Annotated in this window: 16 protein-coding genes; 4 read left to right on the forward strand and 12 right to left on the reverse strand. The window is 59.2% G+C overall.

What is annotated here, in order from left to right:
• Positions 1–16 precede the first annotated feature (16 nt).
• Genes QP802_RS00105 through QP802_RS00115 form a run of 3 tightly spaced genes read left to right on the forward strand, consistent with a single transcriptional unit; the run spans position 17 to position 2348 of the window.
• Positions 17–544: an NUDIX hydrolase gene (locus tag QP802_RS00105; protein WP_284817385.1), complete on the forward strand. Its 528-nt coding sequence runs from the start codon at positions 17–19 to the stop codon at positions 542–544.
• Positions 544–1131 carry a glycoside hydrolase family 25 protein gene (locus tag QP802_RS00110; protein ID WP_284817386.1) on the forward strand — a complete coding sequence of 196 codons (588 nt, stop codon included), beginning with the start codon at positions 544–546 and terminating at the stop codon, positions 1129–1131. The genes QP802_RS00105 and QP802_RS00110 overlap by 1 nt, the downstream gene beginning before the upstream one ends.
• Positions 1128–2348 (forward strand): cutinase family protein, encoded by a 1221-nt coding sequence (locus tag QP802_RS00115; RefSeq protein WP_284817387.1) that lies wholly within the window; start codon positions 1128–1130, stop codon positions 2346–2348. Before QP802_RS00110 ends, QP802_RS00115 begins: the two co-directional genes overlap by 4 nt.
• On the opposite strand, the gene QP802_RS00120 is transcribed toward QP802_RS00115, so the two are convergent.
• From QP802_RS00120 to glnA, 10 genes are all read right to left on the reverse strand, one after another.
• Positions 2345–3190 carry a polysaccharide deacetylase family protein gene (locus QP802_RS00120; RefSeq protein ID WP_284817388.1) on the reverse strand — a complete coding sequence of 282 codons (846 nt, stop codon included), beginning with the start codon at positions 3188–3190 and terminating at the stop codon, positions 2345–2347. The genes QP802_RS00115 and QP802_RS00120 overlap by 4 nt on opposite strands.
• 33 nt (positions 3191–3223) lie before the next feature.
• Positions 3224–4408: an ATP-binding protein gene (locus QP802_RS00125; protein WP_256059731.1), complete on the reverse strand. Its 1185-nt coding sequence runs from the start codon at positions 4406–4408 to the stop codon at positions 3224–3226.
• Positions 4409–4551: 143 nt separating this feature from the next.
• Positions 4552–5649, reverse strand: coding sequence for a Wadjet anti-phage system protein JetD domain-containing protein (locus QP802_RS00130; RefSeq protein ID WP_256059730.1), 1098 nt, complete (start codon positions 5647–5649; stop codon positions 4552–4554).
• Positions 5646–9029: an ATP-binding protein gene (locus QP802_RS00135; RefSeq protein WP_284817389.1), complete on the reverse strand. Its 3384-nt coding sequence runs from the start codon at positions 9027–9029 to the stop codon at positions 5646–5648. The genes QP802_RS00130 and QP802_RS00135 overlap by 4 nt, the downstream gene beginning before the upstream one ends.
• Positions 9026–9625, reverse strand: coding sequence for a DUF4194 domain-containing protein (locus QP802_RS00140; RefSeq protein ID WP_252932144.1), 600 nt, complete (start codon positions 9623–9625; stop codon positions 9026–9028). The genes QP802_RS00135 and QP802_RS00140 overlap by 4 nt, the downstream gene beginning before the upstream one ends.
• Positions 9626–9637: 12 nt before the next feature.
• Positions 9638–11113: a DUF3375 domain-containing protein gene (locus QP802_RS00145; protein WP_083329557.1), complete on the reverse strand. Its 1476-nt coding sequence runs from the start codon at positions 11111–11113 to the stop codon at positions 9638–9640.
• Between the two features lie 152 nt (positions 11114–11265).
• The gene (locus QP802_RS00150) at positions 11266–11640 is read right to left on the reverse strand and encodes an iron chaperone (RefSeq protein ID WP_083329558.1); all 375 of its coding nucleotides are present in this window, start codon (positions 11638–11640) and stop codon (positions 11266–11268) included.
• A 142-nt stretch (positions 11641–11782) separates the two neighbouring features.
• Positions 11783–11944 carry a DUF4177 domain-containing protein gene (locus tag QP802_RS00155; RefSeq protein ID WP_070976494.1) on the reverse strand — a complete coding sequence of 54 codons (162 nt, stop codon included), beginning with the start codon at positions 11942–11944 and terminating at the stop codon, positions 11783–11785.
• Between the two features lie 169 nt (positions 11945–12113).
• A complete protein-coding gene (locus QP802_RS00160) occupies positions 12114–13268 on the reverse strand; it encodes an AAA family ATPase (RefSeq protein WP_256001215.1) in 1155 nt (384 codons plus the stop codon).
• Between the two features lie 480 nt (positions 13269–13748).
• A complete protein-coding gene (glnA, locus tag QP802_RS00165; protein ID WP_256008055.1) occupies positions 13749–15185 on the reverse strand; it encodes a type I glutamate--ammonia ligase in 1437 nt (478 codons plus the stop codon).
• 101 nt (positions 15186–15286) lie between these two features.
• On the opposite strand from glnA, the gene QP802_RS00170 reads away from it, so the two are divergent.
• Entirely contained in the window at positions 15287–15763 is a 477-nt protein-coding gene (locus QP802_RS00170) for an RDD family protein (protein WP_256008056.1), read from the forward strand.
• Here the strand turns inward: QP802_RS00170 and QP802_RS00175 are convergent.
• Together QP802_RS00175 and QP802_RS00180 are read right to left on the reverse strand one after the other, a co-directional pair.
• On the reverse strand, positions 15760–17025 hold the full coding sequence (locus tag QP802_RS00175) for a threonine/serine exporter family protein (protein ID WP_256008057.1): 1266 nt from the start codon (positions 17023–17025) through the stop codon (positions 15760–15762). The genes QP802_RS00170 and QP802_RS00175 overlap by 4 nt on opposite strands.
• Before the next feature lie 2 nt (positions 17026–17027).
• The gene (locus tag QP802_RS00180) at positions 17028–17816 is read right to left on the reverse strand and encodes a DUF4191 domain-containing protein (RefSeq protein ID WP_070362178.1); all 789 of its coding nucleotides are present in this window, start codon (positions 17814–17816) and stop codon (positions 17028–17030) included.
• Between the last annotated feature and the right edge of the window lie 22 nt (positions 17817–17838).

The raw sequence follows: 17838 nt of genomic DNA on the forward strand, positions 1-17838 counted from the left end.
AAGTACACTTGAACCCATGCCTATACCCGAGTTCATCGTGCAGACCCGAACAAAGATCGGAACCGACCCAATGTGGGTTCCCTCCGTATGCGCCGTCGTGCTGCGGGATTCCACCGCGGACACCCCGTGGGCAGTCCCCGAAGTGCTCCTCGTCCGCCGCGCGGACAACGAGGAGTGGACGCCCGTGACCGGCATCGCTGACCCTAGCGAGGACGCCCACGACGCCGCGGTGCGCGAGGTGCTCGAAGAGACCGGCATCAAGGCCACCCCGGCAGCGATCCTCGGCGTCGGCGCCATCGGTCCCGTCACACACGAAAATGGGGACGTCGCAAGCTACATGTCGACGCAGATCCGCCTCGAAGCCGTCGACCCCTCCCAGGAGCCCGTCGTCGGTGACGACGAATCCATCGACGTCGGCTGGTTCCCGCTATCCCACATGCCGGTCACGGACGCGAAGTGGCGCCTCGTCATCGGCGACGCCGCCGCCCAGCGCAAGCGCCCCGAGGGCTTCCAGCCACGCATGGGCTTTAGCAAGCGCAACTAATGCGGTTCGGCGTCGACGTATCCGAGCACCAGGCAGGCTTTGACTTCACCGCCTGCCCGCTCGACTTTGCCATCATCCGCACCACGGATGGCACCTACCAGGACCATGCGTTCCCCACCCTGTTTGTCGACGCCCGCTCCGCCCACCTCAACGTATCCACCTACCACTTCCTGCGCAGCCCTTCCGAGGGAACCACCATCAACGAGCAGGTGGAGGCCAGCGTCGAGGTACTCCAGCGCGCCCCCGGCGCCATGAATTGCCCGATGTGGCTCGACGTGGAAAGCCCTGCCGGGCTCGCGCTTTCCGACGTCCGCTCCGCCTACGACACCTTCCAGGGGCGTGGGGTGCGCGTTGCTGGCGTCTATACGAATGCCTGGTATTGGCGTCGATACATGCGCTTGGCGCGCCCCTCCCAGTTCGGCGCCCTCTGGCTTGCCGACTGGGGCCCCAACGAGCCAGCCTTCCCCGGTGCCGACACCTGGCCATCCCCACTCGGCATGGGCACTCCCGAGGTGTGGCAATATACCTCTCGCGGGTCCATCGGGGGATTCACGGTGGACCTCAACGCATGGAGGGAAGACTCATGAGGGTTGTTCACACAGTGTTGGCAGCTGCGCTGTGTGCTGCGTGTGTTGTGGTGCCGCCTGTGGCACCGCCAGCTCAGGCGCAGTTACTGGGGAAAGGCGATAGCGAGCCTTTGCCCGAGGCCCCGCTCGAGTCGTACGAGCGCAACATCGCGACCTCACCGCAGCGCTGCACTGATTTCGAGATTGTCATCGCCGCCGGCACCGGCGACTCCAACCAGGGCGACGACCCGCTACACGTGCGCGGACTGCGACCCGGGTCGACCCTGATCGCTGACGTCGAAGCGGCTGGCGAGAGCGTGTCTGCCTGGCAGGTGCCGTACACGGCCTCGGTTGGCGTGCTCGGCACGCTGGGGGAGACCAGGACGAACATGGCCCTGCCGTACGGGGCGTCGCTAGATACGGGCAAGCGTGCGGTGCGCACGCACCTCGCCACGCTCCACGACGCATGCCCGGACACGAAGGTGTTGTTCCTCGGGTTTTCGCAAGGGGCTGGCCTGCTCGGGGACCTCGTGGCGGAGTCCCCCGACCCGAGCCTTGTCGCGGCCTACCTTATCGCGGATCCGGGGCGCAGCCGCACCACCTACCACACGGCGGAAACAGTCACCGGCGCGCGTGGCGTCCGCGGCGAGAACGGCGAAATCCTCATCCCGCTCGACGGCGTACGCCTTGCTAGCGATGTCTCGGGTCTCACCGGGCCACGCCGCACCAGCTTCCACGACGCTGAGGCTGAGGTACTCACGTTTTGCCACAGCAACGACCTCGCCTGCGCCACGCAGCACGACGGGTTGGCGCAGCGCGTCGGCGTGCGCCTCGCCCAGCCCGCCGCGGCCCCGCTGCACAAACTAGCCGGACGCGGCTTCAAGGACTTCGGGCACAACCCCATCGCTACGATGCTTGCCTTGGCGTGGGAACTTGCTGCCGTGTCTCATGTAGTACAGGAATATGCGGGGGAGACACCGCCGTTTTCGGGAGAAGACATCACCGGGTTGGGCGTGCTGCTCCACGTGGCCGCGCAGGAACTGCTGCCGATGGCCGCCGGGCTAGGCGTTCCTCAGATCCCGATGCCACTGATTGACCTCATCCCGCACGTGATGAGCATGATGCCCCACCACCTGGCCTACTTCGAGGGCGGCGACCACCCCGCGTGGACCATCGACGGCGAGTCAGTAGAGTCGTGGATCGCCCACGACATGGTCGCCCGGATGCAGGCGAGCTAACTATTCCTTGTGGTGTACGTCTTACCTGGCACCGGCTGCGGCACCATCTGATCCAAGCTCGCCGGCCGCAGCCCCTTCGCCCGCAGGCCGTCGATCACGCACTCCACGGCTTGGGCCGTCGTCGGGTGGATGTCGTGCATCAACACGATCGACCCGGCCCGTGCCTGGTCAACCGCAGTCTTGCACGTCCGCGCCGGGTCGCGGTGCTTCCAATCCAGCGTATCGACGTCCCACAAGACCACCGCCTGACCCTGCACCCGCGCCGCCTCGGACACCGTCGCGTTGAGCGCCCCATACGGCGGGCGGACAAACCGCGGGGAAGCACCAGTGGCATCAGCAATCGCGCGGGAGCCCTCCTCCACTTCGCGACGCACCTCCGGCTGCGAAAGCCTCGTCAAGTCACGGTGCGTGGCAGTGTGGCTGGCTACCGTGTGACCGGCAGCCCGCATCCGCTTCACGACGCCCGCATTCGCGCGGACCTTCGGCGCCAACACGAAAAACGACGCCGTGGCGTGCTTGCGCGCAAGGATATCCAACACCTGATTCGTGGATGCAGCCGGACCGTCGTCGAACGTGACGGCCACACAGTTGGAGCAGTCCGCAGGTTGATCCTGGGCCGGAGTCGGCGCGCTGGGTGCAGGGGCCGGAGCGAGCTGCTGTGCCAACGGATGATTGCGCGCCTGCGGCGGCAGCGCCCGGTAGATAGCCGTGCGGAGCTCCTCACCAGCCTGGGAACTGGATTGAGAGAACGCCTGTGAGCTGCCCACGAGCGGGTTCGCGACCGCGTTCGGCGCAGTACACAGCACCGCCACCGCAACGAGCGTGGATACGACTTTGCGCATTGCTTACACCACCATCCAGAGTTAGTACGCGTGTCAGCGTACCTGGTTTGAAGGACTCGCGAAATCCTGACGTAGATACTCGGATGCGGGCAGCACCTTGAACTCTTCCAATTGTTGGCGGTGTTCGCCGCGGTAGACCACCCAGCGTTGCGCCGGATCTATGCTCAACTGACTGCCAACCGTGGCGACGTTTCTTCCGTAGCGCGAGCGGAAGGTCACGGAGGACTTTATTTCCACAGCGCGTGGCTCGTGCGTCATGTCGAGGAGATCCACTTCAATCTTGCTGTCGTCTCGGTAGAAATACAGCTCGGGAGCTATCCCTTGGTGGTGGTAGCACTTGGCGGTTTCTGCCACGATGAGGTTCTCCATCACCGCGCCGAAAGCTGGGGAGTTCACGAGGTCTGCTTTTGTGCGGAGGCCCAAGAGGTGGCAAAGCAGGCCGGTGTCATAGAAGTACAACTTGGGGGTCTTCGTGAGCGTCTTGCGGGAATTAGTGTGAAAGGGACGTAGCGCGAACACAATGAAGCTGGACTCCAGGATGCTTACCCAGTTCTTCACGGTTGCAAACGCGACGCCGAGTTCACGAGCCAGTCCGGTGTAGTTGATGAGGCTTCCTGCGTTCAGCGCTAATAGCTTCATCATCTTTTGGAAGGCCTCCGCGTTCTGGACATTGAGTAGCTGCGTGACGTCCCGCTCAACGTATGTGCGGAGATAGTTCTGGTAATAAATTTCTGGTGGCATATCCACTTGATACAGGCGTGGGTAGCCACCACGAACCATGAATGCCTCAGTGCTCATATCTGGTCGTGTGGTGAGTGCTTCCTGGAAAGAGAGAGGAAGCAGGTGAGTGATGCCTACTCTTCCCGCCAGGCTCTGTGAGATCTTCTCCATGAGGAGGAAGTTCTGCGAACCGGAGAGCACGTATTGTCCCGGTGTGCCCCGTTCGTCCGAAATAACCTGCAGAGACGAGAATAGCTCGGGCGCATACTGAGCCTCGTCGATGATGAGGGCAGAGCCACGATCATGGATAAAGCCCGTGGGATCCTCGGTGGCTAACGCGCGTAGCGTTGGATCTTCGAGATTGAGATAGGTGAAATCAGGGAACTGTTCACGAATCAATGTCGATTTTCCGCTTTGCCGTGGTCCGGTCACGCTCACGATCGGAAACCACGAAGCCAGTTGCTCAAGATGCTGTCCCAATTCCCTCGGAATGAACACTATTTCACCAAATCCCTAAAGTGCGACTTACCAAATCCATAAAGTGCAATCTACCAAATCCCTAAAGTCCGACTTACCAAATCCCTAACATGTTGATTGTTATCGCTGGTCATGGTGGTAGTGGTGTCGTCGGTGGAATCAGCTTATATCCGTTGCAACGCGCGCTGAGCCCAGTCAAAACCAATCCTTTCTTGTTCGATTCGCAACCACGTGTTGTCTGCATGGGTATGAAGGAATTCAAGCGTGGCTTGTTCCTCGTCGCTGAGCGTGATGGGTTTGAAGCGTTTGGAAGTAGTCTCTTCTATGCCGTACGCGGCATGCGCGCGGGCGGTTGCGAGGTCCATGAGTACTGACCGTGTGTGGGGGAGGTTCATTCGTACATGGTCGAGGATGTAGAAACCGTTAGAGTCTAAATCTCCCCAGTACAAGACCTCCCTGTCGTGAAGCCAGGTGGCGTCGCGGGAAAGCGAAATCGCGTTCATTCCCTGCCCATAAATCGCAATGGTATCCGGCATTTCCGGCAGCGCTATATAGGTCTGGTAGTTCTCCACGATGATGGCACGCGAACCCGGTAACTGGTGGCGACGGACCTCATCGAGCTCACAGCAGACTCGATGGAGTCCGAAGAGCTTGCAAGAAGAGTCGAGGCTGCGCATGTCCATCATTGCAGGGGCGCGCTTGAACTCCAACGGACCTGTGAGCGACTCGATGAGGGAGCGGTGCTGGGCTATCCATTTACTATCGATACCGCGAATCGGAAGTTCTCGCTCGTAGAAGCGTGAGGTGTCGTTTGCATTGATCCAGGTGACGGTGTCGATGAACTGCGTCGCTGTTGTGTCGTCGAATTCTTGCCACGATTTCAGCCGCAACGCGAGCGGGGCCCGTACGTGCGCGCCAAGCGTCGTCTCAAAGCGGTCCAACAAGGCATTTATCCGTTGCCATTCCTTCAGCTTGCCTGCAGCGCGAGCGGCCACCACAGGGGAGGACAGGACCACTGCCGACGGGACCGTGTGGGTGCCGTAGACGTCCAGGCGTTTGACTGTGGTCTCAGGCTCTAACCAATGCCGTTCCCAGGTAGAAAGCCACTCGCGTACTCGGGAGCCGTCGTCTTTGGAAACTTCTGCAGCAGTGGGTGGGCTCAAGCTGATGCGTAGTGGGCTGAATTCACCGGCTAACCAGCTGCGGTGGTTGCGTCTATAAAACGTCAAAGCTCGCTTGTGTACGTCAGGCGGAAACTTCACTGTTCGTCCTCTTCTGTAGCAGGGGAGACTGATGCCGCGACTTCTTCGAATTTCAACTGCGCAGTGCGGGAATGCTTACGGTCCGGGCAGTCGACCTTAAGGATGCCGCCGATGTAGTCTTCCACGGTTTGGAGGAGTTTGAGTGGCGTAGCCAAAATCATGTGGAAGCCGAATCGATGGAATGCCTCCATCGCGGCACGAGTGAACTCCGCGTCGGCGCGGTCGAAAGCCTCGTCCAAAATGACTGAGCCGAACTTGGGATAGGTCGCCCCGTCATGCACCACCGTGGCACGCTTTGCCTGCGCGGTGGTTGTTCCAATTCCAGTCAGGCGGTAGCGCAGCGCAGCAGCCAGGCAGAACGAGGATAGCTTTTGTGCTTGCCCGCCTGAAAGCCCTTCCGCGGAGTCGTAGACGGCGCCTCGCTTACCGTCCGGAGTGATTTCCACTCCAAGAAATTTCACGTGTTCGCGGGTATCTAGACGCTGGATGCGCTGCCGGACAGTCGTTGTGTCGTTCACGGTGATGTCATCGATGACTGCCTTGAGTTTGGAAAAACGAGCTTCGCTGGCTGCCTGGTCGTCGTCGTGCAGGGACCCTTCCAGCGCGTCGTTGAGTTTTGCGATGAACTGGCGAGCCTCAGCGGGCTGGGACTCTTTGACCTCGATCTGGAGGAAGTTTGGGCCGTAGAAGCTGACTTCGGACAAGGATTCGTTGACAGGCACGATGGAGCTGCGGGTCTTCGCGGTGGCTTCTGAGAGTAAACGCCGCAGTCGACCCAAGTGACGGTCGGTTTGTTCACGCAGCAGCTCCCGGAAGTCAGCTTCAAAGCGGGGGAGGTCATCGTCTTCCAGGCGGTCCAGCTCGGCGAGAAAGTCCCCACGCCATTGCAGGTCAGGGTGGAGATCCCCGCGACGCTCCGGCCACCTATCCACGTATTTCTCCATCGCAGTGCGAACGGTGTTCTCCAGGCGAACGATTGTTGATTGCAGACCAGAGATTTGTTTATTCAGTTCTTCCTGCAAGGTTCGTTGAAGCTCATCGATGTTTGAGCGTTGGGCGCGTCGAGTGTGGCGATCAAGGCGTGCTGCGAGCCGTTGGATAACACTCGAGTCCAGCGGCTCGGTTTCGTCCAAGACGTGCTGTGCCTGGGCATACTCTTGTTCGGCTCGCTGAAGCTGGCTGCTAAGGCCGCCAATTCGCTGGTTGAGGTCCGTCACGCGCGAAGAACAGTCGTTGATCCGTTGCGCAATAACCTCGAGTTCTTTGCGCAGTTGGGCCAGTTCCTGGTTCCCATCAACGAGGCGGTCGAGCGCTGCTTGCGCGACGTTGAGGCTGTTTTCAGCAGAGGGGACGTCGATAGCAGAGAAATCCTCGGTCTCTAGCAGGCGTTCGCAGATGCCCACGCGGCGCTCCAGGCGCTTAACGTGTGCCTCAAACCGGGTGCGCTGTTCCTTGAGCTGCTGGAGCTCGGATTTCTTTCGCACGATGATATTGGTGAGCTCGTCGATCTTATCGTCGACGTTGCCAGACAACACCCAGCGAGAACGATCGTCAATGCGCCGACGGTCGTCTTTTGTATGCCGAGTTTTATTCTTGACCTGACCATTGAGTGTTACGGCTTTGGAAGCTGACCGGAACTCGTCAAGCGTTTGTACACAGGCATGGTCGAACCGATCCGAGAGCTGGGATTGTAGCCAGTCATGAAAGCGGCCGCTGCGCACGAACAGTTTTGTGCCAAGAGAACCTTGTACAAACGGGCGTGGCGTCGAGTGCTCCATCGATGAGGTCACCCGCACGTAATCAAGCCGGGCATCGAGGTGCGTGGAATCCACAGCCTTACTCACAGCCTGATAATGCTCTTCTGGGACGATCAACGTCCTGGCGAACCCGCCCACTATGCGTTCAGCAGCCGGTTGCCACTCAAGGTGATCTGGGTGCATATAGATTTCATCGGCCACGAACGGGAGCTCTTTGAGCGCGATGCCAGTGATATCTGCAATTCGCTGGCGGGCGCGGAGCAGGCGCGCATCCATGGAAGAGCGATACTTGCGGATGATTTGAAGCTCATCACTTGCCCGCGCGATGGCTTTGTCAGTTTCATCAATCTGCGGGTAGATCACCCCACGGCGTTGTTCTTGGGTAGCTACCTCGTCGCGAATGTCTCCGGCCTCACGGCGTAGCGAATCCCGGACGAGTGAAAATTGTTCGCTCGTCGTCGGGATTCCGGTGCCGTCGCCTAAGCGATCAAGCAGGCCTTCGTAGACTCCGGCCTGCTGTTGCACAGCCTGCAGGCGAAGTTTGGCATTGTCTCGTTGATTTTGTGCTGCTTGAATGCCTGTGTCACCAGTGCCATGGATCTGGGCGTGAAGCGAATCCTTCTCGGTATTGAGGCTATCGAGGATTGCTTCCACTTGGGTCCGCTCGTCCTCCACCGCATCTTTTTGTGCGTTCAGCTGCTCGACGTCTTCTTGGGCGAAGCTCGCTCGTTTCTCAGCGATGAACCGCTCGAGCCCAGCTTTATCTGCGTCGGCCTCATCGAGCTGGCCGAGAAGCTGAGTCGCTTCATTGATGGATTCGCGCATGGGAACCAAGTGCGCAATCTGATCACGGGCAGTAAGTACTGTCGAGTGCGCGGACTTGAGCTCGGTGAACATAGTCGCTGCGGTTTCCGCGACGGCAAAGGTTTCCGGTTCGGGCAGCATGAAGGTGCGCATCAGGTGGTTCAAGTCCCCGAGAGTCTTTGCGGACTGGGTGCGGTGCAGCAATGCCAAAGCACCATCGTCAGGAATCCCCAGCTGTTTTCTCAGTGCGGCGATAAACGGACGATGGCTTCGGTTGATTGCGAAGGCATCTTTGTAGGTGCGCTTGGCCAGGCCGATATCGGCCTCCTGTACAGCAATGGGTTCGAAGTCCGCTAGGTTCACTTGCCCTGGCAGCGCCAAGAATAAGTTCTTCACGTCGGCAGCAACATGGGCGTTGGCACTCAGATACATCAGGTAGACCGCACTGACTTCTCGACCAGCGCCGTCTGAATAGGTGAGATTCACGCCTGACCATGTAGCGCCTGTTCGTAGGAATGAACGGGTGAGCTCGTCGACCTCTACGGAGTGCTCCCGACGCCACGCACCACGGCAATAAGTAATGAGGTCGCGGCCTGAAGCTTTCGCAGTGTCGGAAGCAGCCGCGTTGAATTTCCGCTTTATTGGAGGGACCAAGATCGTCGATACAGCATCGATGAGTGTCGATTTACCCGAACCGGACGCACCTGTGATGAGGAATCCCTTGCGTGCAACGTCTACTGTGTGCAGGTTGTTAAACGTTCCCCAGTTGTACACCTGGATGCGTGATAACCGGAATTGGCCTGCGATCAGATCAGTCATGCGTTGTCCTCCAGAACCTGTTGGTAGCTTGCGGTAACTGCAGCAATTTCTTCGGCAGAAAAGAGGATTCGCAGCACCGGTGAAACTTCGTAGCGGCCAGTCGTCGGGGTCTTCACCACGATGGAGTTCTTCTTGAACTTATTCCATGCGGCTTCGAACCGTTTGCGCTGTTTCGTGTGGTCAGTGCCCTCTGCAGCTTGATACGGAAGCGTGGCTTCGAAGACTTCGTTTTCATCTACGATGGTGCGTTCATTGGGGTTGGTGTGGATCAGTGCTTTGCGCAGATGCAGCAGTACGACAGTGTCGACAAACTTCAGCGGAAGTGTGCGCAGCATCGCACGTTTATCAGGGTGATCAGCTTCCCACGTCTTCGTATAGGCAACGCCGGCATTGTCGTCGATAATCAAGGTCAAGAACAAGTTGTCGAGCTGTTGCGCTAGCACTTCCCGCGAGGAGGAGACGATGCTAAAAATTTCCGGTGAGGTCAGCATCGACACATACGGGCCGCGGATGAGCTCCGCGAGGGCTCTGCGCTGGCCGGAAGTGAGCGTTCCGGTGTCGCCCTCGTACAGAGTGGTGGATTCATTGTCATGCATGGTGGTTTCCTCTTAGTTGGTTCCTTCGAGAGACTGGTCAAAGACATGAGTAGGGAAGCGGGCTTGCCAAGGGTGTCCACTAATCGACGTCCACCTCAGGAGTTCACTGCCTTCAGTCCGCCGACCATGTTTTTCTGCCAACACAATGACGCCTACTACGCTGGCGACTCCTTGCGTGGCAGGGTGATCCTGCAGTACCTCGCTCAACGTGGCTACACCACGGCGGTGAACGGACGCGTTAATGGCATCGGTGAGCTCCTGCCAGTCAATCTCCGATTCTCTGATCTGTCGGCGCAGCTCCTCGAGGTCTATCTCCCCAATCTCAGCCTCTTCTACCGTGGTCTCGATCCGGTAATCCAGCGGGTCCCACAACCTCCAACTAGAGACGGACTTTGCCTGGTGCGTGCTCAGCTCCAGCTCAAGGTAGACGCGTTGCCCGGGGGCTGCGTCGGCGCGCGCAACTTGTAGAGCACATGCGTTGGCGTCATTAATCGCTTTCGTGAGTGCTTGTTGGGACTCGGCTTCCCTCGACTGTACGAAGCGCCGCAGTGACCTCGATAGGCTGGTCATGGAATCATGCACTTGCCCGGAGGAGGCGTCGAGCGTGCTCATGAGCAGGTGCAGCTGGAGGCGCTCCTCGGGAGTCAGCTTGGTCACGAAATCGCGCGACATGACCGCTTCCAGTGTGGCGTCGAAACGATGGGATTGCTCCGGATCCAAGAACAAGTCATAGAATCCGCCGAATGCCTTGCCTGCATCTGACTCGTTGATGAGGTCTACGCCCCGGAACACGTTGTCCAACACGTCTGCGGCGCTGCGCTCATCCTCCACGATGGATTGACGCAGCTCTACGTTTACTTTCTCCACCTCAGCCTGTACACGTGCAAAATCGGCAGGCAAGTCACTGACTAGATTGAGAATCTCGCGTGCTCGTTCCACAGCTTCGGCATCGGCGAGAACGTTGACTCCGTGCTGACTAATCGCGTCGATCTGACGCTGCAAGCTATCACGCTGGGCTTCCAATCGTGCGATCGCAGTGGCCTCGTCCGGGTCAGTCTCTGCAGCTAGCGAATACAGTGACGCCATCAACGTGCCCAGGCGGGACTTCGTGACCGTGTGCTGGGGGTTAATCAGATGCATCGCATAGTCCAGCGCCGAGTGCGCATCCGGGGAAAGCTCATATGTTTCATCGTGCAGCTCTTTCGGACTGCGACGAACCAGGTACCCGGCCTTCACCCAATCATTCACGTACGCGGTTGCAGCCTTGGGTAGTTCCTCGTCTGTTTGCTCTCGGATGTCAGCAAGCAGGGGCTCGACAGCGGAGATGAAGTCCTGGCCGGCAATGGGTTTATCCTCACCCTTAAACACTGCGCTGAGCACCGTGAGGATAGTCGGAGCATTATGCGCGCGCAGCAGCGTCCAGGCAGGGGACTGCTTGGCGAGACGTGAGAGGGTAAAAACATCGGCCAGCGACTGAGCTCGGGTCATGTGCAATTCTCCATACTGCTGGATCATCTACTAGGCCCGATCTTAGAGGCGGGGTCCGACATAAAAGAGGCGTTGGCGTACGTAACCAACCAACATTAGAAAGGAGATTCGATTGAAGTGCTTGCCGGAGCGAGAACGACCAGCGGAAAGTGCTACCTCCAGAAGCTGGTCATGCCACGCTTGGTGGCAATCTGGTAGTCAATGAGCTCGCCGAGCAGCTCGAAGTTGAAAGGGGAGCCCCAAGGCTGGCGGATGATATTCTTCGTGAAGTCTGCGCCCAGGGCTTCGAGCTCTGGCTGGAAATGCGTGATCGTTGCTTGCTCAGGTGCGATGGCCATGTGTTTCGACGCCACCGAAAACCCAACGATATACGTGCCGCCGAGCGTAAACATCGGCTGGCTCCATTTGATCTGTAGCTCAAGATCCGGGTAGTTGCTGTGCACCCAGTCGATGACGTCGGTCATCCGGGCGCGCTTGTCACCTTCGGGAACGGTTGCTAGAAATTCGTCAAGTGTTTTCAGCGCCACCAGACCCAACATAGGCGATAGCAGTGCCGTGCACGACACAAGTCCGCCCAGCAACCACCCAAGCAGGGTCAGGCAGGCAGCCTGCTACACAATCCCAATCCAAGAGACCGCTGCGTCACGGGAGTACCCGACGCGTGCTTACCTACAGGCTTTCAAATACCAGGGTTGCCTGCACGCGGTCGCCTCCGAGCAGTCCTTTACTGCCAGATGAGGTGGTGGTGATGGTGTGCAGGCGATAGCCTTTCGCGCACTGGGTGTTGATGACGTCTTCGAGTTCGGAAGGACTTCTGGAGGCAGTGCCCATGAGCTTTTCTTTGAGCACCACTTGCAGTACAACGTAGGTTGGATTCGTGCACGTAATCCTAATGTGATTAGCTCGTGAGTTTTAGGCATTTCGGGGGGTATCCGAGCGCCGGAGAACACAGCTTCACATAACAAGCCTTCGTTCTAAGAAATCAAAGCGATCCCGGTAATTAGGCATCGAACTCGGGCAGACGAAGAATATCTGCGACCACATGGGTGCGAAGGTACTCGCGCAGATAGGGGAGAGCGAAGTCTGCGGTGCCGCGGTCGTAAGTGATTAAGTCGGCTTCGCTAAGGCGGCGTCGATAGTTGTACGCTTGTTGTTCGCTCACTTCGAGGCGGCTGGCGACATCGCTGATTTTCGAGGCACCATCATCAAGTGACATTGCCGCAAGGAACCTACGATCCTCCGCAGAAAGATCGTTGAGCGCTGGTTCATGAACAAGTTGCCCGAGTTTCTTTCGTGCACGCGTAATGGCCTTTTCTGTAGCCTCCAATTGAATTGTGTCAGAGGATTCAAAGCGCCAAGCGAAGTTGCCAATCAACTGGATCATGAACGGATAGCCTCCAGTAGCTTGTACAGCAGTCGCGAGGGCTCCCTCGTCCCACGAGCGTCCGGCCTGTTGGACGGGCACTGTGAGCCCCTCACGGACCTCTGTACCTCTGAGTCGGCCGAGATCCACGCGGTTTGCACGCCTTAAGAAAGTGATTGGATTGCGCCCTTCGTCACTGGCAAGCAGAGGTCTCACCGAACTTGGAATACCGGCCATTACCACGGCGATTTCCCTGTTTTCTCGAACGAGGTGTTGAATAGCCGTCGCGAACTCAACAATTTCATCATGATGTACGAAATGAAGCTCATCGACCGTAATTAAGACACCACTGGCAGAACGGTTAAACCTGTTGTGGTTCGCGAGCGTGTCAAGGACCTCCGTGAGTAGAGTACGGAGTGAACGTGGCCTTTGAGCAGGCCGTTCGAACTCATGCTTGAGGCGCAAAGCGCTCGGACCAACTTGAAAAGAGGTTCGGGTCGGCGCATCGCTCTCGAGAAACTCTGTAAGCTGGTCTCTCAACTTATCGACGAACCCCTCAGTCGCCGTTTCGGAAAACGTTAGCCACCCAGCGTTTATTGCGGTGTCTTCTAACTCGTTGAGTAGGGCTGTTTTTCCAATACCTCGTGCGCCAACGAGGAGTGAGATGCGTTCGTGTGCACCTGGTCCTTCTTCAAGCCCGAGTCTGAAGTCATCGATTACTTCGTCGCGGCCGACTAGGAGTGGAGGGCTAGTCCCAAGCGAAGCACGGAAAGGGTTTTGCGTGGTCGTCATAGTTACACATTAGCGCTCTTGTGTGGAGTTGTGTGGTTTGTGTGGAAATGTGTGGTTTGTGTGGAGGTATGTATAGCGGGGGATGTCGCTGGTTCTTGCGAGTGAGCTGTGCACCACAATCCGTCCGCGGACTTCGGCCACCTGGGGAAATACTCAAGTCTTTCTGGGGGAAATGGGGAATTTGGTGTCCGGGCCTGAAGCGTAGTGACAGGGGGCGCAAGTTTGAATTTCGACCTCCACGTTCCTGTAGGTCACAAAAGGGCTAGATGTTACGTGTTGTGTCTTTTGGCACTGGCACGAAGCGGCCCGCACCAGATTCCTGGGTTTGGGAAGGGGACGTCGGCAAATGCGCAGGTCGCCGATTTCGCGTGAGGGAATGTGGTGCAAAAGTCCGCTGCACAGGAAGAAGACAAAGAAAAACCCACGGCAACCGTGACGGAAACCGTGGGCAAGAGGCCAGGACGAACCTGGGCTCAGAATCTAGCAGTCAAAGTACAGCTCAAACTCCAGCGGCGTCGGGCGCAGGCGTGCCGGGGTGATCTCGCTGTCGTACTTCAGCTTCACGTACGTGTCGATGAGGTCCTCGGTGAAGACGTCGCCTTCGGTGAGGAATTCGTAGTCCTCCTGCAGGGCCTGGAGCGACGCCTCGAGCGAGGTCGGTGCCTGCGGGATGTCCTTGGCTTCCTCCGGTGGCAGCTCGTAGAGGTCCTTGTCCACCGGAGCGTGTGGCTCGATGCGGTTCTTCACACCGTCAAGGCCTGCCATCATCATGGCAGCGAAGCCGAAGTACGGGTTGCCTGATGGGTCCGGTGCGCGGAACTCAATGCGCTTCGCCTTCGGGTTGGTGCCGGTGATCGGGATGCGGATCGCGGCGGAGCGGTTGCGCTGGGAGTACACGAGGTTGATTGGGGCCTCGAAACCTGGCACCAGGCGGTGGTAGGAGTTCAGCGTCGGGTTGGTAAACGCAAGGACAGCGCCGGCGTGTTCGAGGATGCCGCCGATGTACCAGCGGGCGATGTCGGAAAGCCCGCCGTAGCCGTTCTCGTCGTAGAACAGTGGCTTGCCATCTTTCCAGAGGGACTGGTGGGCGTGCATGCCGGAACCGTTGTCACCGGCCAGGGGCTTCGGCATGAAGGTGGCCGTCTTGCCGTACTGCGTGGCGGTGTTCTTGACGATGTACTTGAAGTCCTGCAGGTCGTCAGCCGCGTGCAGCAGGGTGTTGAAGCGGTAGTTGATCTCCTGCTGGCCGCCGTTGCCTACCTCGCGGTGGAAGCGTTCGATTTCGAAGCCGGATTCGCGCAGGTTCTTGACCATGGCGTCGCGCACGTCGACGGTCTTGTCGTGTGGTGGGACGGGGAAGTAGCCGCCCTTGACGCGGTTGTGGTAGCCAAGGTTCGGGCCGCCGACTGCATCTGTTTCCTTGCCACGATTCCACCAGCCTTCTTCGGCGTCAATCTCGTAGAACGCGCGGTGGCCTTCGACCTCGTATCGGATGGAGTCGAAGAGGTAGAACTCGGCCTCGGCGCCAAAGCTACAGGTATCGGCGATGCCGGTGGAAGCCAGGTACTGCTCCGCCTTGCGCGCAACGTTGCGCGGGTCGCGGGAGAACGCTTCGAGGGTGAATGGGTCGTTGACGAAGAACTTCACGTTCAGGGTCTTCGCTGCGCGGAACTGGTCCAGCTTCGCGGTGGCAAGATCCGGCATGAGCGTCATGTCGGACTCTTCGATGGTGGTGAATCCACGGATTGATGAGCCGTCGAAGGCGAGGCCTTCTTCCATGACGGTTTCGTCAAACATGGAGGCAGGGATGGAGAAGTGGTGCTCGATGCCAGGGACGTCGGTGAATCGGACGTCGACAAACTCCACATTCTCGTCCTGAATGAACTTCTTTACGTCTTCGATAGTTTCGAAAGACACGGCCTTTTCTCCTTCGGACGGCGTTGGGAACTTCGCACAATTCTAGCGTGAAGCCCCCGTTCTGTAACAGCTTTTCGGGAAAAGAGGATAGGCTATGTCGCATGTCTGCACCCCAAGGAAAACGATGGCTCGACGGCCCGGAGCTTCCGGGCCAGTTCAAAGGCGATGACGCGATCCCCGAATACCCCGGGCAGTTCCTTGGGCTGCCGAAGGAGGGCGCAGGTGCGCAGGCGTCGGTGGCGCGGCGCATGGGAGGCGTCGCGATCGATTGGGCGATCGCCTGGGCTGTTGCTGCGTTCATCCATGCGAATACCACCGTTTTCGGTGGAACCTCCACGCTGACCTATCTGTTGTGGATCCTGTTGGGCATCATTTGCGGTTGGCTATTTGCACGCACGCCGGGCATGGCGATCCTCGGGATGGGGGTGGCCCGCGTCGACGCGGAAGAGCCCGTCGGGCTGTGGCGCGCGGCAGTGCGCACGCTGCTCACTGCGTTCATTCTGCCCGCAGCGCTTGTCGACGCCGACGGCCGCGGCATGCACGATCGTGCGACCAACACGACCGTGATTCGGAGCTAGGGTTCCTCCAACGGGCGGAATTCCACGGTGCGCTGGAACGCCCAGTTCTTGTCAGTGAGCAGACGGGCCACCGTCAGGCCTCCAGAGAGGAACAACACCGTGAGCACGACGGCGGTAGTCGAGTCGATTGCCGCGGAGATATTGCCGTTCGTGATCTGGTGCAGCGCCGCGTAAATGGTGGGGCCGGGAATCATGACCACGGCTGCGGGGATGGTCACCGTGGTGCGCGGCACCCGAAAGTGTTGGCCCAGCCAGGACCCAAGAATGCCGATCACAAGGGTCCCCAGCAGGCAAGCGAGGAAGTATTCCACGTGGGCGTCGACAAGCATGAGGCGCAACACATTGGCGACGGTGCCGAGCGTGGCTGCCAAAAGTGTCATCCTGCGTGAGGCATTAAACAAAATGGCGAACCCACCCACGGAGACGAAGCTGGCGAGCGCCGCAGCCCCGTAAAACGCAGGATCCGGGGTTGCGCTGACCGTACTGGGGGCGGGCGCATCGGTGACCATCGCGATGACCGCGACCGTCAGCATCATGGTGATGACCACTTCGAGTGCGAAGAAGAGCCTCGGCAGCCCCGAGGTGAAGTCGAAGCGGGAGAGATCCATCAAAGAAACGAACAGGGGAAAGCCCGGCACCAGGTACAAAATAGCGGGGACGAAGCCCGCGGAGAGCTCAAAGTCGGAGTGGGGAAGCGCCCACGCGAGCGCCAGGAACAGCAGCGTTGACACCAGGGCCGCTGCCATCACGACGCCTAGCTGCAGGAGGTGTCGACGCCCCAATCGCAGACGGACGTACTGGCCCACACCAGCCGCAATAATCACCAGCAGCGCGGTGAAGAACGAGAAGTGGTTCAGTACAGCGAAGCCGCCACATGCAAGGCCTGCCGCGCAGCTGGACGTCAGCGGACCCCAACGCGGAGTAGGGATCGCCTCAATCTCGTCGATGGCGGCGTTGATTTCTTCCGCGGTGGTGTAGCGGTGCATCTCGTGCTTGGTGAGGTTCTCGAGCGCCTCGATGCGCGACGCGTTCACCCCGGGCAGCGGAAGATCAGCCACGAGTGTGCGGAAGTTGTCCCCGCGGTGCACGGTGCACGTAATCGTGTCGAAGCCGACGACCACGTCGGCGTCGTCGAAGTGCATCGCGCGGGCACAACGCTTCACGGCGCGGGTGACCCGGTAGCCGGGAGCGCCCGCGGACAACAAAAGAGCGCCGAGGCGCAGCGCGGTGCTGGCCTCGACGCCCATGTCGAAGGAAGACATACTTACTTGCCTTGACGCTGCTGCATTCGGCGCATACGGCGGTTCATACCCGCCATGTTCTGGGCCTGCTTCGGCAGCGGGCCGCCAGGCAGACCAGGCATCTGGCCAGGCTGCGTACGAGCGTCCATGGCCTCGAGCTTCGCGCTCATGGAGTAGACGTCATCCTTGCGGTAGTGGCGTGGCAGCTTCATCAAGTGCTTCTGCAGGTCACGTACTGCAACCTGGCCTTCGCCTTCGCCCACGTACACCTCGTGGATCGGCACGCCTGCCAGTAGGCGGTCCACGCGGCGGGACTCCTTCTTCATCAGGGTGCGTAGGCGGTTCTCGTTGCCCTCACCGACCAGGATGACGCCTGGCAGGCCAATCACGCGGTGCACGGTATCCATATGGGTGTTGGCCTGCACACCGGTCTTGGTGATCCACACCATGCCGATGGTGTTGCGCAGGTTCTCCAACGTCCAACCGGCAACGCCCGGGGTGTCACCGACCTCGTCGTACATCGAGCGCTCCAAGCGGCGGGTGAACATCCACATCGCCAGCACGGTACCGAACGCCAAGCCGAGCGCCAGCATGTACCACTGGCCGCCCCAAATGAGGCCGATCAAGAAGAAAAGCAGACCCATGCCAAGCAGGCAGGCCAGCATAATCGGGATGAGCTTCTTATCCCGCTTGCGCTGAATCTGAAACGCCTGCCAAATCTGGCTACGTGTCTGCTTTCCCTTTGCGCGCTTCGCGGCGCGCTCCTGCTTCTTCGCAGCCTTCAGGGCTGCCTTATCCTTCGACTGAGCCATGCCGTCAACTCTATGTCACGAA

Source organism: Corynebacterium sp. UMB10119B (genome assembly GCF_030228125.1).
Lineage (GTDB): Bacteria > Actinomycetota > Actinomycetes > Mycobacteriales > Mycobacteriaceae > Corynebacterium > Corynebacterium pseudogenitalium.